At 41.2% G+C, this 22,541-nt stretch carries 18 protein-coding genes and 4 tRNA genes; 10 read left to right on the forward strand and 12 right to left on the reverse strand.

What is annotated here, in order from left to right:
• Positions 1–173 precede the first annotated feature (173 nt).
• Complete coding sequence (locus tag POD11_RS12195) at positions 174–1,181, forward strand: AraC family transcriptional regulator (protein WP_262457313.1); 1,008 nt, start codon at positions 174–176, stop codon at positions 1,179–1,181.
• A 59-nt stretch (positions 1,182–1,240) separates the two neighbouring features.
• On the opposite strand, the gene POD11_RS12200 is transcribed toward POD11_RS12195, so the two are convergent.
• A complete protein-coding gene (locus POD11_RS12200; RefSeq protein ID WP_262457314.1) occupies positions 1,241–2,608 on the reverse strand; it encodes an amidohydrolase in 1,368 nt (455 codons plus the stop codon).
• A gap of 33 nt (positions 2,609–2,641) precedes the next feature.
• Positions 2,642–4,027, reverse strand: a complete 1,386-nt coding sequence (locus tag POD11_RS12205) for an outer membrane protein transport protein (protein WP_262457315.1) — start codon at positions 4,025–4,027, stop codon at positions 2,642–2,644.
• Positions 4,028–4,326: 299 nt separating this feature from the next.
• Here POD11_RS12205 and POD11_RS12210 point away from each other — a divergent pair, with 299 nt between their 5' ends.
• The 6 genes from POD11_RS12210 to tcuB all read left to right on the forward strand — a co-directional run bounded on the left by POD11_RS12210 (position 4,327) and on the right by tcuB (position 11,424).
• Entirely contained in the window at positions 4,327–5,256 is a 930-nt protein-coding gene (locus POD11_RS12210; RefSeq protein WP_262457316.1) for a LysR family transcriptional regulator, read from the forward strand.
• A 278-nt stretch (positions 5,257–5,534) separates the two neighbouring features.
• The gene (locus POD11_RS12215; protein WP_262457317.1) at positions 5,535–6,845 is read left to right on the forward strand and encodes an MFS transporter; all 1,311 of its coding nucleotides are present in this window, start codon (positions 5,535–5,537) and stop codon (positions 6,843–6,845) included.
• A 90-nt stretch (positions 6,846–6,935) separates the two neighbouring features.
• Positions 6,936–7,730, forward strand: coding sequence for a substrate-binding domain-containing protein (locus POD11_RS12220; protein ID WP_262457318.1), 795 nt, complete (start codon positions 6,936–6,938; stop codon positions 7,728–7,730).
• 131 nt (positions 7,731–7,861) lie between these two features.
• Positions 7,862–8,791, forward strand: a complete 930-nt coding sequence (locus POD11_RS12225) for a LysR family transcriptional regulator (RefSeq protein WP_262457319.1) — start codon at positions 7,862–7,864, stop codon at positions 8,789–8,791.
• Positions 8,792–8,894: 103 nt separating this feature from the next.
• Positions 8,895–10,301, forward strand: coding sequence for an FAD-dependent tricarballylate dehydrogenase TcuA (gene tcuA / locus POD11_RS12230; protein WP_239968786.1), 1,407 nt, complete (start codon positions 8,895–8,897; stop codon positions 10,299–10,301).
• Entirely contained in the window at positions 10,291–11,424 is a 1,134-nt protein-coding gene (gene tcuB / locus POD11_RS12235; RefSeq protein WP_262457320.1) for a tricarballylate utilization 4Fe-4S protein TcuB, read from the forward strand. Before tcuA ends, tcuB begins: the two co-directional genes overlap by 11 nt.
• 78 nt (positions 11,425–11,502) lie before the next feature.
• Here tcuB and POD11_RS12240 read toward each other — a convergent pair whose 3' ends face one another.
• On the reverse strand, positions 11,503–12,036 hold the full coding sequence (locus POD11_RS12240; protein ID WP_262457321.1) for an HPP family protein: 534 nt from the start codon (positions 12,034–12,036) through the stop codon (positions 11,503–11,505).
• A 97-nt stretch (positions 12,037–12,133) separates the two neighbouring features.
• Here POD11_RS12240 and POD11_RS12245 point away from each other — a divergent pair, with 97 nt between their 5' ends.
• Entirely contained in the window at positions 12,134–12,685 is a 552-nt protein-coding gene (locus tag POD11_RS12245; protein WP_262457322.1) for a TetR/AcrR family transcriptional regulator, read from the forward strand.
• 40 nt (positions 12,686–12,725) lie between these two features.
• Here POD11_RS12245 and POD11_RS12250 read toward each other — a convergent pair whose 3' ends face one another.
• The 3 genes from POD11_RS12250 to POD11_RS12260 form a co-directional block, all read right to left on the reverse strand.
• Positions 12,726–13,955, reverse strand: a complete 1,230-nt coding sequence (locus tag POD11_RS12250; protein WP_262457323.1) for a CaiB/BaiF CoA transferase family protein — start codon at positions 13,953–13,955, stop codon at positions 12,726–12,728.
• A 52-nt stretch (positions 13,956–14,007) separates the two neighbouring features.
• Positions 14,008–15,330, reverse strand: coding sequence for an MFS transporter (locus POD11_RS12255; RefSeq protein WP_262457324.1), 1,323 nt, complete (start codon positions 15,328–15,330; stop codon positions 14,008–14,010).
• A gap of 227 nt (positions 15,331–15,557) precedes the next feature.
• A complete protein-coding gene (locus POD11_RS12260; RefSeq protein ID WP_002055095.1) occupies positions 15,558–16,778 on the reverse strand; it encodes an acyl-CoA dehydrogenase in 1,221 nt (406 codons plus the stop codon).
• 245 nt (positions 16,779–17,023) lie between these two features.
• Here POD11_RS12260 and POD11_RS12265 point away from each other — a divergent pair, with 245 nt between their 5' ends.
• The gene (locus POD11_RS12265; protein ID WP_262457326.1) at positions 17,024–17,971 is read left to right on the forward strand and encodes a LysR substrate-binding domain-containing protein; all 948 of its coding nucleotides are present in this window, start codon (positions 17,024–17,026) and stop codon (positions 17,969–17,971) included.
• Between the two features lie 89 nt (positions 17,972–18,060).
• On the opposite strand, the gene POD11_RS12270 is transcribed toward POD11_RS12265, so the two are convergent.
• On the reverse strand, positions 18,061–19,236 hold the full coding sequence (locus tag POD11_RS12270; protein WP_224993365.1) for a zinc-binding dehydrogenase: 1,176 nt from the start codon (positions 19,234–19,236) through the stop codon (positions 18,061–18,063).
• Between the two features lie 403 nt (positions 19,237–19,639).
• Here POD11_RS12270 and add point away from each other — a divergent pair, with 403 nt between their 5' ends.
• On the forward strand, positions 19,640–20,635 hold the full coding sequence (add, locus tag POD11_RS12275; protein ID WP_262457327.1) for an adenosine deaminase: 996 nt from the start codon (positions 19,640–19,642) through the stop codon (positions 20,633–20,635).
• Positions 20,636–20,790: 155 nt separating this feature from the next.
• Here add and POD11_RS12280 read toward each other — a convergent pair.
• From POD11_RS12280 to nadA, 5 genes are all read right to left on the reverse strand, one after another.
• Positions 20,791–20,867: transfer RNA gene (locus tag POD11_RS12280), tRNA-Pro, on the reverse strand.
• Between the two features lie 4 nt (positions 20,868–20,871).
• Positions 20,872–20,947: transfer RNA gene (locus tag POD11_RS12285), tRNA-His, on the reverse strand.
• 33 nt (positions 20,948–20,980) lie between these two features.
• Positions 20,981–21,057, reverse strand: a tRNA-Arg gene (locus tag POD11_RS12290).
• Between the two features lie 56 nt (positions 21,058–21,113).
• Positions 21,114–21,190: transfer RNA gene (locus tag POD11_RS12295), tRNA-Pro, on the reverse strand.
• A 142-nt stretch (positions 21,191–21,332) separates the two neighbouring features.
• A complete protein-coding gene (nadA, locus tag POD11_RS12300) occupies positions 21,333–22,397 on the reverse strand; it encodes a quinolinate synthase NadA (RefSeq protein ID WP_002115913.1) in 1,065 nt (354 codons plus the stop codon).
• Positions 22,398–22,541: the final 144 nt, after the last annotated feature.

The following is a 22,541-nucleotide window of genomic DNA, read 5'->3' on the forward strand; positions in this document are numbered from 1 at the left end:
TTTTTTCATGTCCCTACTTTATTTAGATCGCTTTAGGTGTGCTTAGCTCGAAACGCCAATCTATTGGCTATGGATGCCAAAATAGAAAGATTCAAAACAAACAAAAGATTTTTTAGTTTTGAAATCTTTTATACTGTTCACAGGAATATGAGTCACAAGTTATAGGACATAACATGCCACAGACAGCAACGGCACTGGCTAGCTGGGTGAAAGCGATTCAAAAAGCGCTCGAAAAAGCCGGTGTTGATAGTCAACCTTTATTAGAACAAGCGGGTTTAGATATTCAGGCTCTCGGTAATCCTGATGCACGTTATTCATTAAAACAAACAGCAAATTTATGGAAATTAGCAGTTCAGAAAACTCAAGATTCATGTTTTGGCCTTAAAGTTGCCAGCCAAGTCAACCAAAATACTTTTCATGTGTTAGGGCATTCACTGATTACCAGCACTACCCTAAAAGAAATGTTCTTAAGAATTATTCGCTATTTTCGTGTGGTAACAGATATTCCAGAGCTAGAGTTTTATGGGCAAGGAAATAACCATTATTTCGTTATTCATGTTCCCGACGAAGTTCAGCCCGAATCAATAGATGCGTTTATTTCCGTTTTTATTCGCTCAAGTCGTGCCTTGCAAGGATCTGTTTTTTCACCGTTACGCATTGAGTTAAGGCGTTCGGAACCTGAAGATCTGGAAACGTTTACAAGTATTTTAAAAGCCCCGATCGTGTTTAATGCACCTAAAGACATGATTGTGTTTGATACATCCACCATTGAACAGCCACTAGAAGGTGCAAATCCAACCCTCACCCAAGAATATGATGAGATTATTAATCGTTATCTGGCCCGATTCGATAAAGAAAATATATTGGCACGGGTGAAAGTGAAACTTATTGAAAAATTATCGACGGGTGATTTTCAACAGCAAGAAATTGCGAAAAGCTTAGGTTTAAGTATTCGTAGCTTGCAAAGGAAACTCTCTGCAGAAAACACGTCTTATAGTGAGCTACTTGATCAAACTCGGCATGAACTGGCTTTGTCGTATATTAAAAACTCAAGCCACAATATTACTGAAATTGCTTATATTCTTGGCTTTACCGACGTGAGTAGCTTTACACGTGCGTTCCGTCGTTGGACTAATTTATCACCCGTCCACTATCGAGAAAAACATCTGGCTTGCTCTTAGTTTTTTAAACCTTTAAGCAAAAAAAAGATGCATATGAATGCATCTTTTTTATGGTCAATTTACTTTCTAGTGAGCAGCTCTAACATGGAAACAGTTGTGACTTTGGCCCCCACTGGTAAGGCCTTTAAGTCCACAATGTAGTTAGGACTATGTGGAATATAAGGCACTGGTTTGCCTTGTTTTACTGCATTGGCAAATACAACTGGGTCCGCCACACCAATAAACATAAAGTTAAAAGGAATATCTTTTTGGTCACCTAACAAATGGTGCACATCTTCTGAACCCATAAATGGAGGAAAATCGGTTAAAACTTGCTTATCACCTAACAATGCTTTTAACGGCCCATTTAAACGTGCAGAAAACTCTTTGTTATTAATGACTGGATTGGTCGAACCTTTGAGCGTTAAAGTAGGTAATTGATCTTTACCCATCCCCTGCATTTCGGCCGCGCCTTCACTCATGAGCTTAATATTATTTAACATGGTTTCACGCACTTTCGGGTCAAACCAGCGCATATTCATTTTGACTAACGCGGTTGAAGGAATCACGTTATTTGAATTTCCAGCTTGAACTGAACCAATAGATAAAGCAGCAGGTTGCTGAGTATTTACTGCGTTACCCATAATGGTTTGATATTGGGTAATGGCATTGGCTGCCATGCTAATCGGGTTCTTGGTTAAATATGGAAGTGACCCATGTCCACCCACTCCTTTAAATAGAATATCAAGTTGATCGGTTCCTGCCATTCGTGGACCCGGTGCATTAATTATCGTTCCCACAGGTGCAGGGGTAGTGTGAACTGCAAAGAAATAATCAGGTTTTGGTAAGTTATATTTGGTCCATAAACCATCGCTCACCATAGCTTTTGCCCCCGTTACCGGTTCTTCAGCAGGTTGCGCGACTAAAATAATAGTTCCGCTCCATTCCTTTTTTAAAGCAACTAGGGTTTTTGCCATACTCAGCATCCATGTCACATGGGCATCATGACCACACATATGTGCCACAGGTGTTTCGGTTCCATCATCGAGTTTTACCCTTACTTTACTTGCGTAGGGTAATCCCGTGGCTTCTTGAACTGTGTTGGCATCCATATCGGCACGGTACATGACTGTTGGCCCATCACCGTTTTTTAAAATGCCGACCACGCCTGTTTTGGCTATTCCCGTTTTAACGTCAAAACCTAATGACTTAAGCTCTTTGGCAACAATGGCAGAGGTTCGCGTTTCCATAAACCCTAGTTCAGGGTGTTCATGAATGTCTTTATAGACCTTATTTAACCACTCTATTTGCCCATCAATAATCGTTAACGCTTTTTGTGAAACTGTAGGTAAAGCTGTTGGACTTGCTTCTGCATGCAGAACCGTTCCATAACCTGCAATAAAAGTCGACAAACCTAAAAATAGACTGTTTTTGAATATTTTATTCATGTAGTAAAAACCTTATAAATGTATGATTTAATTTTAAAATTTATATCCAATTTTTAAGCCATAGCTGACTGAGTGATTATCCTTAAACTCACCTACATAATAGTCACTACCCGCCTGTGCGCCAAGCTGAGCTTTTGCATCGCCTAACCAGTAATACTTCACACCACCTGAAATAAAATATTGCGATGTCGGGCTATATTGAGCACCCACGCCTAAGTTGTAATACCCTTTGCTTGGCCCACCCGTCGAGACCTTATCACCTGCTCCCGAGTCCCAACCAACTGACACCGAACCTAACCATTTAGGTGAAAAGCGTTGCCCTAACCCTAAATTAAGAGACCATTGATCATCGTAATAACGAACCAAGTTGAAACCTTCTGGGCGGCTTGGAGTCGATAATCCACCAACAACTTTTGAGATTTCACCAAAGCGGTAAGGCTGTAGAGCAAGATCACTCCAATTTACCCAGCGCACACTCCCGAACAATAAAGTCCCCTGACGAAGGCCTGTTTGAAACTCTAAATTGACTGAATCTGGAGATTTAAACTTGGTTGTGCCTGACTCTTCTACATTTGGTAACTCGGCAACAATACGATTTAAATAAGCTTTTTTCTGCTCAGTCATTTGTCCAATAGAAATCATATAATCTAGGTGCTGATTTACTAAATCACGACCTTGCTGCGTGCTTAGCATCTCAATGAGTGGAGCATTTTCAGTCGCGTTTACTTTATGAGTAATGGCTGAGCGGTAAGTTAATGACACTTTTACAGCTTTTTCAGGAATCTGATAGGCAAGCCCTGCTAGCCACCCCAAGTCACCTACAGTTTTGGTATGAAAGTCATAACCGTTGTAAAGACTAAATACATTGCCTCTTAATTCAACCTGACTTTTAAAGGTCTGATAGACTGGCCCCGCATAAAGATTCCAGTTTTTTGTGGGTTGATATCCCAAGATAAAGCTTAAATTTTGTATATCAAATTCTGATTTTGCATTTCCTGTAGGCACTTGACCAGAAGTAGCATTGGCAAGCCCTGCGGTTGTAATGCCAGGTAACATCACCGTGTCTTTTGGCGTTGCGACAAAACCATTCAGACCTGAATATTCTGTGTCGGCACCAAAAGGCTGATCGTAAAGTAGACCAAATGAATACTGCGGCGCCAACTGAAGTTTTAAGGCCGCTGTAGGTCGATAATCTGTGTTGGCGATATCTGAAATGGAATGATGTGAAGGGTTGGTGCCCGACTCTACACCACTTAAATCGGTATCTGTAATTCCTAAATTTGCTTCAAAATAATTGCCCGGTTGTAAAAAAGCCGATATGGATTGTCCTGTTTTATCAAATGCTGCGGCATGTAAGGTGCTTGTGCAAATTGAAGTTATTCCTAAAATAAATATTTTTTTATTCACAACAAAATTCATAAATCCATCCTGGATATTTCTTATTTTGATTCCTCACTTTAGGTAGATTTTTAAAGTTCTGCTTAGCTCCAAACGCCAAATCTTTGACTATGGATGCCATATTGAAAAATTAGAGTTTGTGTAGCTGCAACCCGAGTATTATCTTTTTAATCACAATAAAAAGTGCTCAAGTTTTTAATATGCGGAGCAATTTTTTTAAGAAACATTTGTGTTTATTGCTGTTAATATTAAAGTGCATGATAGATTTCCCAATCCTTCATACCTCTACAAATCAAGGATGATGAGCGAATACATTTATTATGGAAATCAAGCAAATAAAGTATTTTTTGACGGTCGTTGAATCAGGCAGTATTGGTAAAGCTGCTCAAAAACTCGATGTGGGTGCTTCGGCCATTAGTCAGCAGATTAGTAAACTCGAACAAGAGTTAAGTATTCGCTTATTGCAGCGTAATGCTTTTGGTGTGACCCCAACACCCGCAGGTCTGGCCTTTTTAAAGCACTCTCAGCTTATTTTACGTCAAGTGAACTTTGCCATAGATGCTGCGCATTCGGCACGGCTGTCAGGCCATGTTAGCCTTGGCTTTCCACCAACCATTACCGCTTTAATTGGCATCCCTTTAATGAAACTAATGTCTGAACGATATCCAGACATTCGCCTAGAGATTGTGGAAACACTTTCGGGCAATCTGATTCAGTCGATTAACTCGCGTCAACTTGATATCGCCATTATTTTTACCAATGAAATTGATAAACAGTGGTCAATACAACCTTTGGTACGCGAGCAAATGTACTTAATGGCACGAAAAGAAGTACTTGAAAAATACGGTCTTAGTGATTGTATTAAAAGTGGCGTAATTCAGTCGCAGCAAATTGGTGATATTCCTTTAGTGTTGCCACGTCAGCGCCATAGCTTACGAAAACTGCTTGAACACAAGATTGGACAGCTTAATGTCGTCTATGAAATTGATGGCTTACACTTACTTATGGACAGCTTGATTCACCTTGACCTTGCCAGTGTTCGGCCCGGAAGTGCTTGCTTGCAAGAATACAAACACAAGCTGCAATTATTGAAGTTAATTGATCCTGAGGTTGAGCGTATTAATTATTTAGTCAGCCTTGCCGAAGAAGAATTATCACCTGCTGCACTTGCTGCAAAGTCGGCAATTAAAGCCTGTGTAAAAGAGCTAATTCAAAACCAAATTTGGCCGTGTTCTGAAATTATTTTATAAAGGGTCATTAATTTTATTAAAGACCTAATTAATTTTGCCCTCTCACTCCCTCCTTCTGTTTGAGATTACATTTTCTTTCGAATGATAAGTGGATTTCTGTTTATCGAATTATAGATGTGTAGTTTGAACTGGAAACAAGGCATCACATTTTCTGTAAAGGACCTTATGAATTCTCATCTCTAACCCATGTGCTATTTAGGTTTATTGAATGAGCGGATTTAAGTCCAAACATTGAAAATCGTGAATGTTTCCATTTTGTCAGGCCAAGGAGGTCTCCAATGGATGTCGTGAATAACCGTAGGGCTACTTTTAAAAAAATATTAAATGTAACGAGTGGCAACTTTTTAGAACAGTACGATTTTTTTCTTTTTGGTTTCTATGCCACTTATATCGCAGCAAAATTTTTCCACTCTGAAAATGAATATGTCTCTTTAATGATGACATTTACCGTGTTTGCTGCGGGCTTTCTTATGCGTCCTCTCGGCGCTATTTTCTTGGGCGCTTATGTCGACAGAGTTGGTCGACGTAAAGGTCTTATCGTGACTTTAAGCCTTATGGCAATCGGAACCATCTTAATTACCTTTGTACCGGGTTATGAAACCATCGGTATTATTGCGCCAATTTTGGTGGTGATTGGACGCCTATTACAAGGCTTCTCGGCAGGTGTTGAATCTGGCGGTGTATCGATTTATCTAGCTGAAATTGCAACAGATAAAAACCGTGGATTTATTACCAGCTGGCAGTCTGGCAGCCAACAAATTGCTGTTGTATTTGCAGCGTTGCTTGGCTACTGGCTCAACACCATTTTAACTCATGCTCAAGTAGGTGAATGGGGCTGGCGTATTCCGTTCTTAATTGGTTGTTTGATTATTCCTTTAATCTTCTTGTTCCGCCGTACTTTAGAAGAAACTGAAGACTTTAAGGCACAAAAGACTCATCCATCTTCAAAAGAAATTTTCAGCACACTAGTGAGTAACTGGCGCATCGTACTTGCCGGCATGATGATGAGTGCCATGACCACAACCACGTTCTATTTCATTACGGTTTACACCACAGTGTATGCAAAACGTACTTTAGAAATGTCAGTAACAGATAGCCTTTTAGCAACTGTGTTTGTTGGCTTGTCTAATTTCTTCTGGTTACCCATGGGTGGCTTACTTTCAGACAAAATTGGTCGTCGTCCTGTTTTAGTCGGTATTACCACACTTGCTCTCTTTACAAGTTATCCAGTTTTAAGCTGGTTAGTCAGCGATATTAGCTTCACGAACCTACTTATTACGCTTGCTTACTTCTCGTTCTTCTTTGGTATGTACAACGGCACCATGGTCGCAACTCTTGCAGAAGTGATGCCAAAACGTGTGCGTACAGTTGGCTTCTCTTTAGCGTTCAGTCTGGCAGCCGCTATTTTTGGTGGTATGACCCCAATGGCTTGTACCTTCCTTGTCGAAAATACTGGCAACCCAAGTACACCCGCTTTCTGGTTAATGCTTGCTGCGGTATGTAGCCTCATCTCAAGTTTATATCTATGTCGCGGTTCTAAACAGAACAAACCTGACGCAATTACTGAACCTGCAAAAGTCAGCGCTTAAAAACTCACACTTTAATCTGAAATTTTAATGAACAGTACGGCAGATTTTCAGTCTCCGTACTGTGCTCTCTCGCAACTAAAGTGAGGCATTATGAAAAAGTCCCCTATCTTCATGACCATTTGCTTAGCTGGTGCAGGCTTAGGTTCAACTTTTGCTAACGCAGATACGCTCGAAGTGATTAGCTCAGGCGGTTTCTATTCATCTATGGAAAAACTCATTCCAATATTTGAAAAGCAAACTGGTCACACGGTTCACCTCTCATCTGGTTCATCAATGGGCGCATCACCAACTGCAATTCCAAATCGACTCGACCGCGGTGAACATTTTGATGTGGTGGTGTTGGCTGCTCCTGAACTGAACAAACTTGCAGAAAAAGGTTATGTAGACCCAAGTTCACAAAGTGCTTTAGTCAATTCAAGCATTGGCATGGCTGTGCCTAAAGGTGCACCAAAACCAGATATTAGCTCTGCGGCAAAATTCGAAAAAGTTTTATTAAATGCCAAGCACATTGGTTATTCAGCAAGTGCCAGCGGTACGCATCTTGAAAAAGATGTTTTCCCAAGCTTCCCACCTGTCGAATACAAAGTGATTGCTGGTAAAGCAGAAAAAGTGGTCGGTGACCGCGTTGCAAAACGTATTGCTGAAGATCAGTTTGATATTGGGTTCCAGCAAATTAGTGAAATCAAACCTTTTACTGGCCAATATGGTCAAGTTGATTTAGTCGGTCCAATTCCTGCGCCTTACCAGAAAGTCACTGTATTTGCAGCGGGCATTGGTAAAAACTCGGAACATGCAAAAGTTGCAAAAGAACTCATCAAATTTGTGAAATCACCTCAAGCAACACAAATTATTGAAGAACAGGGTCTTGAGCAGGTTAAACAATAAAAGCTCTAAAAGGCAACGTCTTGAGGTGATGTTGCCTTTACTCTGTTGCTGGTTTACTCAGCGGAATAGAACAAAATGTATAGCGATAAACCAGTGTAGAATAACCAATAAAGGACAATGTAGTATTTGCCGTGGAACTTAAACAATTAAAGTATTTTATTGCGGTGATCGAGTCAGGGAGCTTGGGTAAAGCTGCAAAAAATCTCGATATTGGAACTTCTGCATTAAGTCAGCAAATCTCAAAATTAGAAAGTGAGCTTTCTATTCGCCTTTTACAACGCACTGCTCTGGGTACGGTTCCTACCCCTGCGGGTTTAGCTTTTTTTCAACAGGTTCAACTGGCGCTTAGGCACTTAGAACATGCCGTAGACTCTGCGCATTCTTCACGTTTAAGTGGTCATGTCACCGTCGGTTTTTCGCCGAGTGTTGCGTCGGTTATAGGCACGCACTTTTTAAAACTCATGAGAAATCGTTACCCCGACATTAAAGTCCGTTTAATCGAAGGCTTATCGGGTGACCTCAAAGCATTGGTCAATGCAAGGCAGCTTGATGTTGCCATCATCTTTAGTGATGATGTCGACCCACAGTGGGCCATTCAGCCTTTAGTCAAAGAGCAAATGTTTTTAATCTCACCTAAAGAAGTGCTGAGTCAGTACCATCTTGAAAGCTGTATAGACAGTCAAACTATTAGCCATTCACAGCTTAAAGAACTTCCCCTGATTTTACCGAGCCAGCGACATGGACTGCGTTTGTTGCTCGAACAGAAAATTCATCAGCTTAAAGTGGCGTATGAAATTGATGGGCTGCATTTGTTAATGGAAAGCATTAGCCAACTCGAAATGGCAACCATTCAACCTGCAGGTGCATCATTAAACGCGCGGCAAGACTTAGGTCTGCTACGCATTGTAGAACCTGCTATTGAGCGTATTAACTATTTAATTAGCCTCTCTGAAGAAGAACTCTCGCCTGCTACTTTAGCTACGAAAGTAGTGATTCGTGCTTGCGTCACCAACCTGATTAATGAAAAGCGTTGGCCCGGTGCGAAACTCATAAACACTTAAGCTATTAGTGTTTATTTTTACTAAACACCCATTCAAGCTTAGCCTCTCACTTCATCTTCCCTTTTAAAGCTACATTAGCCCTAGCTGAGAAAGGGAGAAATCCATGCATGATGTGATTGTAATTGGTGGTGGGAATGCCGCACTGTGTGCCGCGCTCACAGCAAAAGAAAGTGGTGCTTCTGTACTAGTAATAGAAGCAGCCCCTAAAGAATGGCGTGGTGGTAACTCACAACACACTCGTAATCTTCGCTGCATGCATGATGCTCCTCAAGATGTATTGGTCGATGCCTACCCAGAAGAAGAATATTGGCAAGACCTACTTAAAGTCACTGCGGGCAAAACCAATGAACACTTAGCCCGTCTCGTCATTCGTAGCACGGCAACCTGCCGCGACTGGATGCGTAAACATGGTGTGAATTTTCAGCCGCCGCTCTCGGGTGCTTTGCATGTTGCACGTACCAATGCCTTTTTTATGGGTGGCGGCAAAGCCCTTATTAATGCGTATTACCGTAGCGCCCAAGAACTTGGTATTGAGATTTTATACAACACAAAAATTAAAGATCTAAAGTTAAACCAAGGACATTTTGAAGCTGCAATTGCGGAAGATGGTCGTGTATTTAAAGCGAAAAGCTGTGTATTAGCCGCAGGTGGTTTTGAGTCAAATCTGGAATGGTTAAGAGAAGCATGGGGACAAAATGAAAACGGCGAATGGCCTGCCGATAATTTCATTATTCGCGGAACCCGCTTTAATCAGGGCAACTTGCTCAAATTTATGATAGATCAAGGCGCCGATATTATTGGTGACCCATCACAATCGCACTGTGTCGCTGTAGATGCGCGCGCACCCTTATATGACGGCGGTATTTGTACCCGTATTGACTGCGTTTCCTTGGGAATTGTGGTCAATAATAAAGCCGAACGTTTTTATGATGAAGGCGAAGATTTCTGGCCAAAACGTTATGCGATTTGGGGCCGTCTTGTTGCCAAACAACCCCAGCAAATTGCCTATTCGATTATTGACTCAAAAGCTATTGGTCGCTTTATGCCACCTGTATTTGCTGGCGTAAAAGCAAATAGCGTTCAAGAGTTAGCCGAAAAAATCGGGCTAGATGTCAAAACCTTATGCCATACCGTAGAAGAATTTAATCAAGCCTGTGTGCAAGGCACCTTTAACCATACCGTTTTAGATGACTGCACCACCGAAAATATTGTTCCCAACAAAACTCATTGGGCCGTTCCTCTCGATCAACCACCTTTCTATGCCTATGCCCTTAAACCCGGCATTACCTTTACCTATTTAGGTTTAAAAGTCGAAGACGATGCTGCTGTGCGTTTTAACAACAAGCCAAGCCACAACCTATTTGTCGCAGGTGAAATGATGGCAGGTAACGTACTTGGTCAGGGTTATACCGCAGGTGTCGGTATGTCGATCGGAACGACGTTTGGACGCATTGCCGGAAAAAATGCAGCCCACTATGCACTTTCACAAGGAGTTGAACATGAATGCTAGTACTAAAGCCCTAATTCCAGTTGTTCAGCTCTCTGACCATGAGCAGGAAGTTCAAAGAGCCTTACAAATTTGTAATGCTTGTCGCTACTGTGAGTCATTTTGTGCTGTATTTGCGGCCATGACCAAACGCCTTGAGTTTAACCAAGCCGATATTCATTACCTCGCAAACTTGTGCCATAACTGTGGTGCTTGTTTACATGCTTGCCAATATGCCCCACCACATGAGTTTGGTGTAAATATTCCAAAAGCGATGGCGCAAGTACGTTTAGAAACTTATCAAGAATTTGCGACCCCTCAGCCTTTAGGTCGACTTTATAAGTCTGTAGGTATTCCTTTTGTCTCGGCTTTAACACTTATTTTCTTCTTTTGCATGTTAGCTGTGGTGTGGTACAAAGGCACCGACCTGTTTGCAGGCTACCAAGGTAATTTCTATGCGATTTTCCCGCATAACTTTTTAGCCCTATTGTTTGGAGCAACCTTTACAGTTGCGATTGTTCTGCTCGGCATTGGAATTAGCAAATTCTGGCGACAAACCTCTAAAGTCATTCACGGCAAAGTTGAGAAACCGGACCTAGTTCAAGCCACCCAAAATGTATTAACACTTAAATATTTAGATGGTGGGCATGGCAAAGGCTGTAATGAACAAGATGACCGTTACACACAAATCCGCCGTGTGTTCCATCACCTGACGTTTTATGGCTTTATGCTTTGCTTTGCAGCCACAGGCGTAGCGACTTTATATCATTATTTTCTTGACCTACATGCACCTTATCCTTACCTAAGCTTGCCTGTCATTTTAGGAACTTTGGGTGGAATCGGCTTAGTTGTCGGACCATCTGGCTTACTCTATTTAAATCTTAAACGTCATCCGTTGCATGGTGACCGTGAGCAAAAACCTGTAGATCGAGGCTTTATTTTCCTTCTACTTATCGTTAGTGCTTCAGGGCTAGCACTCATGGCATTTCGCAATACCCCTTACATGGCACTTTTACTGATTTTCCATTTAGCCACGGTCATGACGTTCTTTATTACCATGCCCTTTGGAAAGTTCGCACATGGTTTTTACCGCAGTGCTTCTTTACTCAAATTTGCCATCGAAGAACGTATTTCCAAGAAGTCATAATTTCATTCAAAAGTATTCACTATCCTGGCATAGTGAATACTTTTATTATTTTTAAGCTCAAAATACTTCATACCTTGCCTACTTTTTACTATTTAAAATTCCTAAGCCATACATCGGCCACTTGGTACTCGCTTTAATATTATTAATGAGCATCGCTACCAAAACTAAAGACACTGCACCCACCAAAACAGGGAAAATTAAGAAACTCCACTCGTAATGTATGCTGCTCGCAGTAAGCAAAATAACCAGAGGATTAGCCCCAGCAGGTGGATGAACGCATTTAAAAATCTGCATGAGTGCAATAGCACAGCCCACTGATAAAGCAATTGTAAAAATGGAAACACCAACAAATTTTAGAAAAAACAAACCTACAAAAGCCGAAATAAGATGCCCAAATATAATATTTCTCGGCTGCGCCAAAGGTGACTGAGACACGGTATAGAGCAATACACAGGTCGCACCAAACGGTGCCATGATAAAGATATTGTGTGTGAGCTTGCTCAACCACAAAAGTATAAAAATACTGACCGTCCCCCCAATAAGACTTCGTAAAATATCAATTTTAGTAGGCGATGAAGCCAGTTTTTCTTTGCCATAAAAGATCGAGAACATAGTTTTTTTCCTTAAACAGACATTGCTTTTTAAAAAGCATATAGATAAAATTCCAAATAGTACAGATCTGTACTATTTTATTTTTTGGAAAAGTTTTATGTCTAAATCTGCCTTAAAAATATTAGATACAGCCGAGAAGTTATTTAATGAAAATAGTTTTGTCGGAGTTGGCGTCGACCTGATTCGCGATGAATCTGGCTGCTCTAAAACCACGATGTACACCTACTATAAAAATAAAAATCAACTGGTTAAGTCCGTGCTCGTTGCTCGTGATGAACGGTTTAAGCAAAGCCTTTTGGGCTATGTGGGAGATGCAACTGGGTTGGAAGCCATCAATAAGATTCTGGATTGGCATACCAACTGGTTTAGACAAGATTTTTTTAAAGGCTGTTTATTTGTAAGAGCAGTCGCAGAATCTAACCAAGATGATCAAGACATCATTTCGATTTCAAAAGCCCATAAACAATGGATTAAAGAACTCATCGCCGCAAACTGTAATATGCCAAATGGTGAAGCTTTATCTGAGCTGATCTATACGGTGATTGAAGGCTTAATTAGCCGCTTTTTAGTCGATGGTTTCGATGAAACACTTGTGATAAACATGAAAAATTCTATTAATCAATTATTTAATATTCATCAAAATTTATAATTGCAGCCCTAGAGCTGCAATTGAATAGATGAGATTTTGATTAAGCAATTTTTCCATCAATAATGCCGTTTTCCTTTAACGCGGCCAGTTCTTCTGCTGTTTTAAACCTCAATAAGATCTGAGCAGTATGTTCACCCAGCTCTGGCGGTGCATGATGATATTCGACCGGAGTATCAGACAGTTTGATTGGTGAACCAATCGTTTGGAAGTTTTCATTCAAACGATGAGGAATATTCACCACCAAATTGCGATGTACGATTTGTGGTTCAGCCAAAGCGTCCTCAATAGAGTTGATAACACCTACAGGTACTTTTAAAGCATGAATCATATCGACCCATTCTTTAGCAGTTTTCTGTAAAAAGTGCTCCGATAATAAAGGAATCAATTCATTTCGATACTTGACGCGGTCTTGGTTGCGTACAAACTTTTCATTTTCGAGCAGTTCTGGATAATCAATCGCAATGCACAAATCTTTAAACTGTTTGTCGTTACCACACGCAATAATAAATTCTTTATCTTTAGCCTTAAAAGTTTGATACGGCACAATACTCGGATGTTGATTACCCATGCGCTGCGGGGCTTTACCTGAAGCTAAATAGTTCATTCCCTGATTTGCCAGTGCCGCGACCTGCACATCAAGGAGTGACATATCAATATATTGTCCGCGACCCGTGTGCGAGCGTGCAATTAAGGCCGCCTGAATAGCAATGGTGGAATACAACCCTGTTTGAATATCTACAACAGCCACGCCAACCTTTTGCGCACCACCGCCTGCCACATCATCAGGCTCACCAGTAATGCTCATTAAGCCAGACATACCCTGAATAATAAAATCATAGCCGGGTTCTTCTGCACGTGGGCCATCTTGTCCAAAACCAGTAATTGAGCAATAAACAATATTTGGGTTCAGCTCACTTAAGGAAGCATAGTCCAAGCCATATTTAGCCAAAGACCCTGTCTTATAGTTTTCAATTACCACATCGGCAGTTTTGGCAATTTCATAAATTAAGGCCTGACCTTCAGGTGTGGTAATGTCCACTGCAACCGAATATTTATTGCGGTTGGTACACTGAAAATAGCCAGATTCACGGGTCATGTTTCCATCTTGATCGGGCATCCATGGTGGTCCCCACATACGGGTGTCATCACCGACTCGAGGACGTTCAATTTTAATGACTTCCGCGCCAAGGTCTGCCAAGATCTGTCCGCACCAAGGCCCTGCAAGCACACGACTTAAATCTAAAACCCGAATTCCTTGTAATGCACCCATAACGATACCCTTATCTTTTTAGAAGGTACTCAACGCACCTTCTTGTCATTGTTTATGATTGTTTTTGCGGATCGTACTGACGATCTTTAATAAATAAGCCCGGCAATACACCTGCAACAAAATACGCAGCGCCCATCACAATAAAAGCCATGGTAAACGTACCGCCCGACGCCAAGAATCCAATCGTGGCTGGTGCAATAGCTGCCCCGACACGACCAATGTTATAAGCCCCGCCAATGGCTGTTCCGCGCACATCAGTTGAAAAACTTTCAGCCATATAAGTCGCGTTTACACCGTATGGGATGCCATATAAGAAGCCAAAAGTGATCAATAAATACAAAATATTGTCAGGGGTATTGAAGAAAATAATGATTGGCAAAAATACAGCGCTGGCAATTGTTCCAAACACAAAAACAGCACGGCGGTTAAATTTGTCAGCAAGATACCCTGCTAAAATTTTGCCTAAAATCATTGCGGTATATGAACCCACCATATAACTGGTTAAGTTTTTAAAGTTCATATGCACTTCTGTTTCTAAATAACTTGGCATCCAGTTGTTAATGCCGTAATAACCGAACTGCAAGAAGAATGCTGTGGTCATCCACAACAAAAACATTTTACGGTGTTTAAAGTTATTAAAAATTTGTTTGTAGATACTGCCACTCTTGGGCTTTTCAGCTACAGCTATTTCTTTAGGCTGTTTGTTGCCTTGCAAGCTTTCAATTTTGGTGAGCTGCCAAGATTTTGGCTCTGGCACAAATCGTTGCAGGAAAATATTAACGAAAGCAGGTACTACAGTCAGGAAGAATAAAACGCGCCAGCCATGATCTGGAATAATCGCCCCCGCTAAGAGTGTCGCAGCAATATAACCTACGGTCTGACCCGTCTGTAGCGTACCCAAGACCGTTGTACGATAAGTGGTTGGCACATATTCAGCCATTAAGGTATTACATGCCATATAGAGTGCTCCAATTCCTAAAGCACCAATAAAACGTAAAGTCATAAATTGCTCGAAGCTTTGCGTAAAACCCAATAAGCAAGTCGCTACCGAAAAGAAGGTTACCGAGTTGGCAATCGTTCGTACACGACCAAACTTGTCACATGCCCAACCACCCAAAATACCGCCAATACCCATCCCAGCCAAAGAAGCACTACCTAAGGCACCTGCTTGAAAGGTACTTAAACCAAACTCTGCCTTTAAACTGGTCAAGCTATAAGACAGCAGCATAATATCAATGCCATCGACCACCATCGCAAAATAGGCAAATAACAACGCCCATTTCCATGTATGAGGGCCGATCTTTTCATATGTTCCAAGGTTACTTGGAAATGTAGTTCTTAACTCTTTCGATATTACTTGAACGTCATTGTTCATCTTTAGTTCCTCATTTTTCCCAAATGAGTCATCGGTAGCCTACTTATGTTTTCTGTATGACTTAATCTTCTATATTTTCATCATCTTACATTTGCTTTTAAGTACACAGAGGCACATCTTTACATGAGTATCCTTACGATGAATCTTGTCATTTTCCATAAATTTTTGCGTAAAAATCCCTAAAGGTGCTCTCGAAAGAACACCTCGATCTTTTAAAAATGAATGAGTTAGTTACTAAATGCGGCAATGCCTGTTTGCGCGCGGCCTAAAATTAAAGCATGAACGTCATGTGTGCCTTCATAGGTGTTCACAACTTCAAGGTTAACCAAATGACGTGCTACGCCGAATTCGTCACTAATGCCGTTTCCACCCATCATGTCACGTGCCATACGAGCAATATCAAGCGCTTTCCCACAGTTATTGCGCTTGATTAGAGATGTACCCTCAACTGATGCAATGCCTTCATCTTTCATACGCCCAAAACGTAAAGCTACTTGCAAACCTAATGCAATTTCAGTCTGCATATCTGCCAGTTTCTTTTGAATCAACTGATTTGCAGCCAACGGACGGCCAAATTGTTTGCGGTCCATGGTGTATTGATGTGCAGTATGCCAACAGAATTCAGCAGCTCCCATCGCGCCCCATGCAATACCATAACGGGCACTGTTCAAACAGGTAAATGGGCCTTTTAAACCGCGAATTTCAGGGAACGCATTTTCCTCAGGTACAAATACGTTATCCATTACAATTTCACCCGTAATCGATGCACGTAGGCCAACCTTGCCATGAATGGCAGGTGCAGATAGACCTTCCCAGCCTTTTTCTAAAATAAAGCCGCGAATATCACCCACATTGCCTTCAGCAGAAACTTCTTTTGCCCAAACGACAAATACGTCAGCAATTGGACTGTTGGTAATCCACATTTTTGCGCCAGTTAAACGATAACCACCGTCAACTTTTTTAGCGCGGGTAATCATACTGCCCGGATCTGAGCCATGGTCTGGTTCAGTCAAACCGAAACAACCAATGTATTCACCAGTGGCAAGTTTAGGTAAGTACTTCTGCTTTTGCTCTTCGGTACCAAATTCATGAATCGGAACCATCACCAATGAGCTTTGCACACTCGCCATAGAGCGGTAACCCGAGTCAACATATTCAATTTCACGCGCAACCAAACCATAACTCACATAGTTTAAACCCGCGCCGCCATATTGCTCAGGAATAGTTGGACCAAGTAAACCAAGCTCTCCCATTTCACGAAAAATAGATGGGTCTGTTGTTTCATGACGGAATTGTTCAAGTACACGTGGTTGCAAACGTTCTTGGCAATAGGCATGAGCCGCATCACGAATCATGCGCTCATCTTCGGTAAGCTGCTGCTCAATTAAAAATGGGTCTTGCCAGTTAAATTGAACTTTTGCTTTTTTTGTTGTCACCATGTGATTCATCGCATCCTCTGCTTGATTTGATCTTCTTTCTTTAACTCGATGTTATGCGTGAAAAATGCAGTAATCAAACGATAAATGTTCATGCAGATATGCAACTTACGCATATTTAAAACAAGACGCGTTAAATTTAGATATTTAATTCATTGTATTTCATTAAAAATGGCTTATTTTTATACTAAACTTTGATCTCTGCATTTAGGTCATATGCTTTTTCGAAATATGACGACAAATAAAAGGATTTATCTATGCGAAGAAGCATCCCGTCTATTCAGGGCCTGATTTGCTTTGAAAGTGCAGCAAAACATCTAAGTTATACCTATGCTGCGCAAGAGTTATCTATTACGCAAAGTGCAGTTTCTCGTCAAATTCAGCAGTTAGAAGACTTCTTAGGAGTTGAATTATTTATTCGTACTCGACATGGTGTTGAGCTGACCATTGCAGGACAACAATATTTCAAAAGTATTAAGCCCTATTTATTGGGGTTAGAGAAATGTACGGCCGATGTGATTTCTCACAAAGGTTTAGGCGGAACTCTAAAATTAGGCGTCGTTCCTACCTTTGCAACGCGCTGGCTGTTACCTAAACTTCATCTTTTAAATCAAAAGTATCCTGAAATTACCGTTCATTTAGAAACCAGTACCAAGCCATTTTTATTTAATGACAATATTTTTGATGCCGCTATTTTTGCGGGTACACAGCAGCAAATTGACCACTGGCCCGGCATACAAGCACATTATTTAATGGATGAAGAAATTGTACCTGTGTGCTCACCAAGGCTAATCGAAAAGTATTTTCCAGATGTGGTGATGATCAATGAAAATACCTATGATTTAAGCTGCGAGGATTTGCTAAAAATTCCCCTACTTCAACAAACCACTCGACCTAGCATTTGGCAAGAATGGTTTCTCACTCATCACATGCAGCACCCTAAGCCTTTTGATGGACAGCGCCATGAGTTATTTTCAATGCTTGCCGTTGCCGCCAGTCATGACATGGGAATGGCTTTAATTCCGCAAATGTTGATTGAATCTGAACTACAAAAAAAAGAACTGGTGATTGTTTCTAATAAAAAACTAAAAGGCAGCCGAAAGTACTATCTCATTCACTCAAGCCAAGACATCTCACCGACTATTCAAAAATTTGTTGAGTGGATCTACCAAGAGTTAGAACAACTAAAGAGCAATTCAAATTAGCTGAGTCACTTTGTACGTTCTATACACATAAAAAAAGATTGTAATTGATGAGATCACAATCTTTTTAGTTAAGCATAAATGACTTTGAATTAATGACTCATCAATTGAATATCTGAACCGCTAAGTTTAGGGTCAATCAAGATTTTGGCATGTTGTTCAGGGTCACGTAATGCTTCAAATGCACTCGTAACACCCTCTAAGCCGACAACACCGGTAATGAGCGGTGAGCAGTTCACTTTACCTTCTGCAATCATATGCAGCGCATCTCTAAACTCAAGCGGTGTATATCCCAACACAAATTGAATTTCTAACTCTTTATTAATCGCAAGTGCGGGTTCGATTCTGTCACTTTGCATGCATACCCCCACCCCAACAATTCGGGAAAATAAAGGTGCACCTTCAATAATTTGCTGTAAAACACCCGGTACACCCACACACTCAAAAATAACAGGACGTTTTGGCAGAGCACCTAATTTATCAATCATGCGCCATCCATGCCACCAAGGTAAGCGTGTCGCTTGCAACTTATCAAACAGCCCCATACCCATATTAATCGCATCTGATACATTGCCAAGCAAACCAAATTCTTTCCAGTTGGCAAATGGCGATGTCTCTTTAGGGTCTACCACAATATCGGCACCGCATTGCTCAGCAAGCTTACGGCGGTTAGGTGAAAAGTCGCTGGCAACTACAGTTTTCACCCCAGCTGCTTTAAGCATTAATATGACACCTAGCCCGACAGGACCACAGCCAATCACAATAGCAGGCTCACTGGTTTTCACACGGCTACGGCGAACAGCATGCAATGCAACCGCCATAGGTTCAGTCATGGCGGCACTATCTGCATCTAGACCATTGGGCACTTCAAACATCAAGCTTGATTGAGCCAATACTTGCTCGGCATAACCACCAGATGCATTTGGTGAAAGCCCTGTAGATAAATAACCATGTTGATCTACATTTAAAAGCGGCATTGCGCAAACAAGTGTATCGGCTTTAAATTTGTGACGTGTTTTTGGACCATAATCTAAAACCTTGCCACAGAACTCATGTCCTAGTACAAAAGGATCTGTAGACTTCGCTAAACCATGAAACCCGACACGTGCCGCCAGATCATGCATGTGGTCGCAGTGATGCTGCATATGTAAATCAGAACCACAGATCCCGCATCGCACCACTTCCAATAACACCTGCCCTTTTGCAGGCGTTAAGTTCGGTTGGTCCACTACTTGCAATTTTGCTTGATGACAAAGTACCGACTTCATTTGAGTGCTTCCTATTTCTTCTTTTTCATTTACTTGCCAGAAATCGATTTCTACAGATAAATTAATCGCTTTATCAGTTTGGTCATTAGCAAGCCTTTATTCATCTTTACAAGTAAAAGGCAAAATACCAATGACCATTCTTCAGCCAATCCACTCTTAAAGAGTCAACAAAAAACAGGCTCAGCGAAATTAAAAAACAATAAAAATCTTGGTGCTTGTATCTTACACAGACTGCGTTGTCTTCTTAGGCCAGAACAATGTCATCAAAATTAAAACTTATACAAATATAGTAAGTTCAAAAAACTCAACTCAACGCTTTTCACAAAAACATAGCAAAACCAAACTTTTATCAGCAGTCTTAAACAGGCATGATGAATTAATACAAACAGATAAGAAGAGATTTATGATTACAAAAACGCTCCCGCTTACAGATATACACCGTCATCTTGATGGCAACATCCGCATTCAAACCATTTTAGACTTGGGGCAACAATACAATTTAGATTTACCTGCCTACGACATTGAATCTTTACGCCCGCATGTACAAGTGATGGATAACCAACCTGACTTATTAAGTTTCTTATCAAAGCTCGATTGGGGCGTAAAGGTATTAGCGAGCCTAGATGCCTGCAAACGTATTGCTTTTGAAAACATGCAAGATGCAGCACAACAAGGGCTAGATTATGTAGAGCTGCGTTTTTCACCGGGTTATATGGGAATGACACATCAACTCCCCCTTGAAGGTGTTGTCGAAGCAGTTATTGCTGGTGTGAAAGAAGGCAGTCAAGCTTACGGGGTAAAAGCGAATTTAATTGGCATTATGAGCCGTACTTTTGGTCAAGAAGCCTGCGAAAAAGAGTTAAATGCTCTACTCGCCCATAAAAATGATATTAAAGCGTTGGATCTCGCTGGAGATGAGCTTGGTTTTCCGGGCAATTTATTTATTGATCACTTTAAAAAAGCACGTGATGCAGGTTGGCATATTACGGTACATGCAGGCGAAGCTGCTGGTCCTGAAAGTATTTGGCAAGCCATTGAAGAATTAGGTGCTGAACGAATTGGACATGGTGTTAAAGCAGTTCAAGATTTAAAACTTTTAGATTATTTAGCTAAACATAAAATTGGTATTGAATCTTGTCTCACTTCAAACATTCAAACCAATACAGTACCCTCACTAGCAGAACATCCATTAAAGGCTTTTTTAGAACATGGTGTACTTGCCACTATTAATACAGATGACCCTGCGGTAGAAGGCATTGAGATACAATATGAGTATTTAACTGCTGCCCCTTTAGCTGGTTTAAGTCCTGAGCAAATTTATACAGCTCAAGAAAATGGACTAAAGGTCGCATTCTTATCAGAACAAGAAAAAGATGAGTTAAGGCAAAAATATCAATAACAGAGAACAGAGCTTAGATAAAGAAGTTCAAAAATTGCAGTATGTATGAATTAAAATTTCGAACTAGAAAACAAAAAAATTCCTTCTAACTGTAAGACTAGAAGAAATGATTTTAATATTTGGGATATTTTAGAAAGCTTGAACGCTTTTAAATATGGTCGGAGCAGTAGGATTCGAACCTACGACCCCCTGGTCCCAAACCAGGTGCACTACCAGGCTGTGCTATGCTCCGAAATTGGGGTGAATGACGGGATTCGAACCCGCGACAACTGGAATCACAATCCAGGGCTCTACCAACTGAGCTACATCCACCATCAAATAAGTTCTATGTACCAAGCTACCAAATGGCGCGCCTGACAGGATTCGAACCTGTGACCATCCGCTTAGAAGGCGGATGCTCTATCCAACTGAGCTACAGGCGCTTAACCGATGATGCTTATCATGCGATACTTCGCCGATCTTAAAATATTATTTTAAGTGGTCGGAGCAGTAGGATTCGAACCTACGACCCCCTGGTCCCAAACCAGGTGCACTACCAGGCTGTGCTATGCTCCGATCTATCTCAGCTTTTGCTGTATCGCACATCGTGCGGTACGGTGTGCATTCTAGGCGCGACGCCCTCAGACGTCAACACCTATTCTCAAAAAAAGTTAAAAATCCTTATCAAATGTATATTTAACAAGCATTTTGAGGTTTTTTAACGTTTTAACGATGCACTAAAGGCTAACATTCGATCTAAAGGCATTTTGGCACGTTCAGCAAGCGCTGGATCAACGTGTATTTCCTGATCACCTTTTTGTAAAACTTCTAAAATTCCGTCGAGTTCATTCATTGCCATCCACGGACAGTGAGCACATGAACGACAAGTTGCTCCCTCACCCGCTGTTGGTGCCTCAACTAAAATCTTATTAGGCACTGCTTGCTGCATTTTGTAAAAAATACCGCGGTCAGTTGCCACAATGAGTCTTTCATTTGGCAGAGTCTGCGCAGCTTTAATCAGTTGAGAAGTACTACCTACCGCATCGGCAATCTCTACAACCGACTCTGGTGACTCCGGATGTACCAATACCGCAGCGTCTGGGTATAGTGCTTTCATGTTGGCAATGCCACGTGCACGGAATTCTTCATGCACAATACATGCGCCATCCCAAAGCAACATATCTGCACCAGTTTTCTTTTGAATATAGCGACCTAAGTGCTGATCTGGTGCCCAAATAATTTTTTCGCCTAAGCTATCTAGATGCTCAACAATTTCAACTGCACAACTTGAAGTCACGACCCAATCTGCACGTGCCTTAACAGCAGCCGATGTATTGGCATACACAACTACGGTGTGGTCTGGGTGCTGATCACAAAATGCTGTGAACTCGTCAACTGGACAACCTAAGTCAAGTGAACAGGTTGCTTCAAGCGTCGGCATTAAAATTGTTTTTTCAGGAGACAGAATTTTAGCTGTTTCTCCCATAAATTTTACACCCGCAACTACGAGTGTTGAGGCAGCATGATCTCGTCCAAAACGGGCCATTTCTAAAGAGTCAGAAACGCATCCACCTGTTTTTTCGGCGAGTTCTTGTACTTCGGGATCGCAATAGTAATGAGCAACAAGGACAGCATCACGTTTTTTGAGCTCTGCTTCGATCTGTGCAAACTTTTGTTGTTTTGCTTCTTCACTTAAGCGATTGTCTTTTGGCTCACCTAAACGGTCTAAATGCGCTTGTACAATGTTTTTTGCATCGTTGGCAATTAAAGTCGCATCACTCATAAAACGTCTTCTCTATCCTTCATGCTGGCATACCTGCTCGCATATAACGTTACTGCTTAAATGATTTATGGATTGAATCATTTAATATCAAAAGATGGGGCTAATAAAAAAGCCTCTTTGTCGAGGCTTGATTATAACTGATAT

The organism is Acinetobacter sp. P1(2023), assembly GCF_028367635.1.
In the GTDB taxonomy this organism is placed as follows: Bacteria; Pseudomonadota; Gammaproteobacteria; order Pseudomonadales; family Moraxellaceae; genus Acinetobacter; species Acinetobacter pittii_E.

Bases quoted from the DNA above. Each gene is read 5' to 3' on its own strand.
- POD11_RS12195 (WP_262457313.1), top strand. From the start codon at position 174: ATGCCACAGACAGCAACGGCACTGGCTAGCTGGGTGAAAGCGATTCAA.
- POD11_RS12200 (WP_262457314.1), bottom strand. From the start codon at position 2,608: ATGAATAAAATATTCAAAAACAGTCTATTTTTAGGTTTGTCGACTTTT.
- POD11_RS12205 (WP_262457315.1), bottom strand. From the start codon at position 4,027: ATGAATTTTGTTGTGAATAAAAAAATATTTATTTTAGGAATAACTTCA.
- POD11_RS12210 (WP_262457316.1), top strand. From the start codon at position 4,327: ATGGAAATCAAGCAAATAAAGTATTTTTTGACGGTCGTTGAATCAGGC.
- POD11_RS12215 (WP_262457317.1), top strand. From the start codon at position 5,535: ATGGATGTCGTGAATAACCGTAGGGCTACTTTTAAAAAAATATTAAAT.
- POD11_RS12220 (WP_262457318.1), top strand. From the start codon at position 6,936: ATGAAAAAGTCCCCTATCTTCATGACCATTTGCTTAGCTGGTGCAGGC.
- tcuA (WP_239968786.1), top strand. From the start codon at position 8,895: ATGCATGATGTGATTGTAATTGGTGGTGGGAATGCCGCACTGTGTGCC.
- tcuB (WP_262457320.1), top strand. From the start codon at position 10,291: ATGAATGCTAGTACTAAAGCCCTAATTCCAGTTGTTCAGCTCTCTGAC.
- POD11_RS12240 (WP_262457321.1), bottom strand. From the start codon at position 12,036: ATGTTCTCGATCTTTTATGGCAAAGAAAAACTGGCTTCATCGCCTACT.
- POD11_RS12245 (WP_262457322.1), top strand. From the start codon at position 12,134: ATGTCTAAATCTGCCTTAAAAATATTAGATACAGCCGAGAAGTTATTT.
- POD11_RS12250 (WP_262457323.1), bottom strand. From the start codon at position 13,955: ATGGGTGCATTACAAGGAATTCGGGTTTTAGATTTAAGTCGTGTGCTT.
- POD11_RS12255 (WP_262457324.1), bottom strand. From the start codon at position 15,330: ATGAACAATGACGTTCAAGTAATATCGAAAGAGTTAAGAACTACATTT.
- POD11_RS12260 (WP_002055095.1), bottom strand. From the start codon at position 16,778: ATGAATCACATGGTGACAACAAAAAAAGCAAAAGTTCAATTTAACTGG.
- POD11_RS12265 (WP_262457326.1), top strand. From the start codon at position 17,024: ATGCGAAGAAGCATCCCGTCTATTCAGGGCCTGATTTGCTTTGAAAGT.
- POD11_RS12270 (WP_224993365.1), bottom strand. From the start codon at position 19,236: ATGAAGTCGGTACTTTGTCATCAAGCAAAATTGCAAGTAGTGGACCAA.
- add (WP_262457327.1), top strand. From the start codon at position 19,640: ATGATTACAAAAACGCTCCCGCTTACAGATATACACCGTCATCTTGAT.
- nadA (WP_002115913.1), bottom strand. From the start codon at position 22,397: ATGAGTGATGCGACTTTAATTGCCAACGATGCAAAAAACATTGTACAA.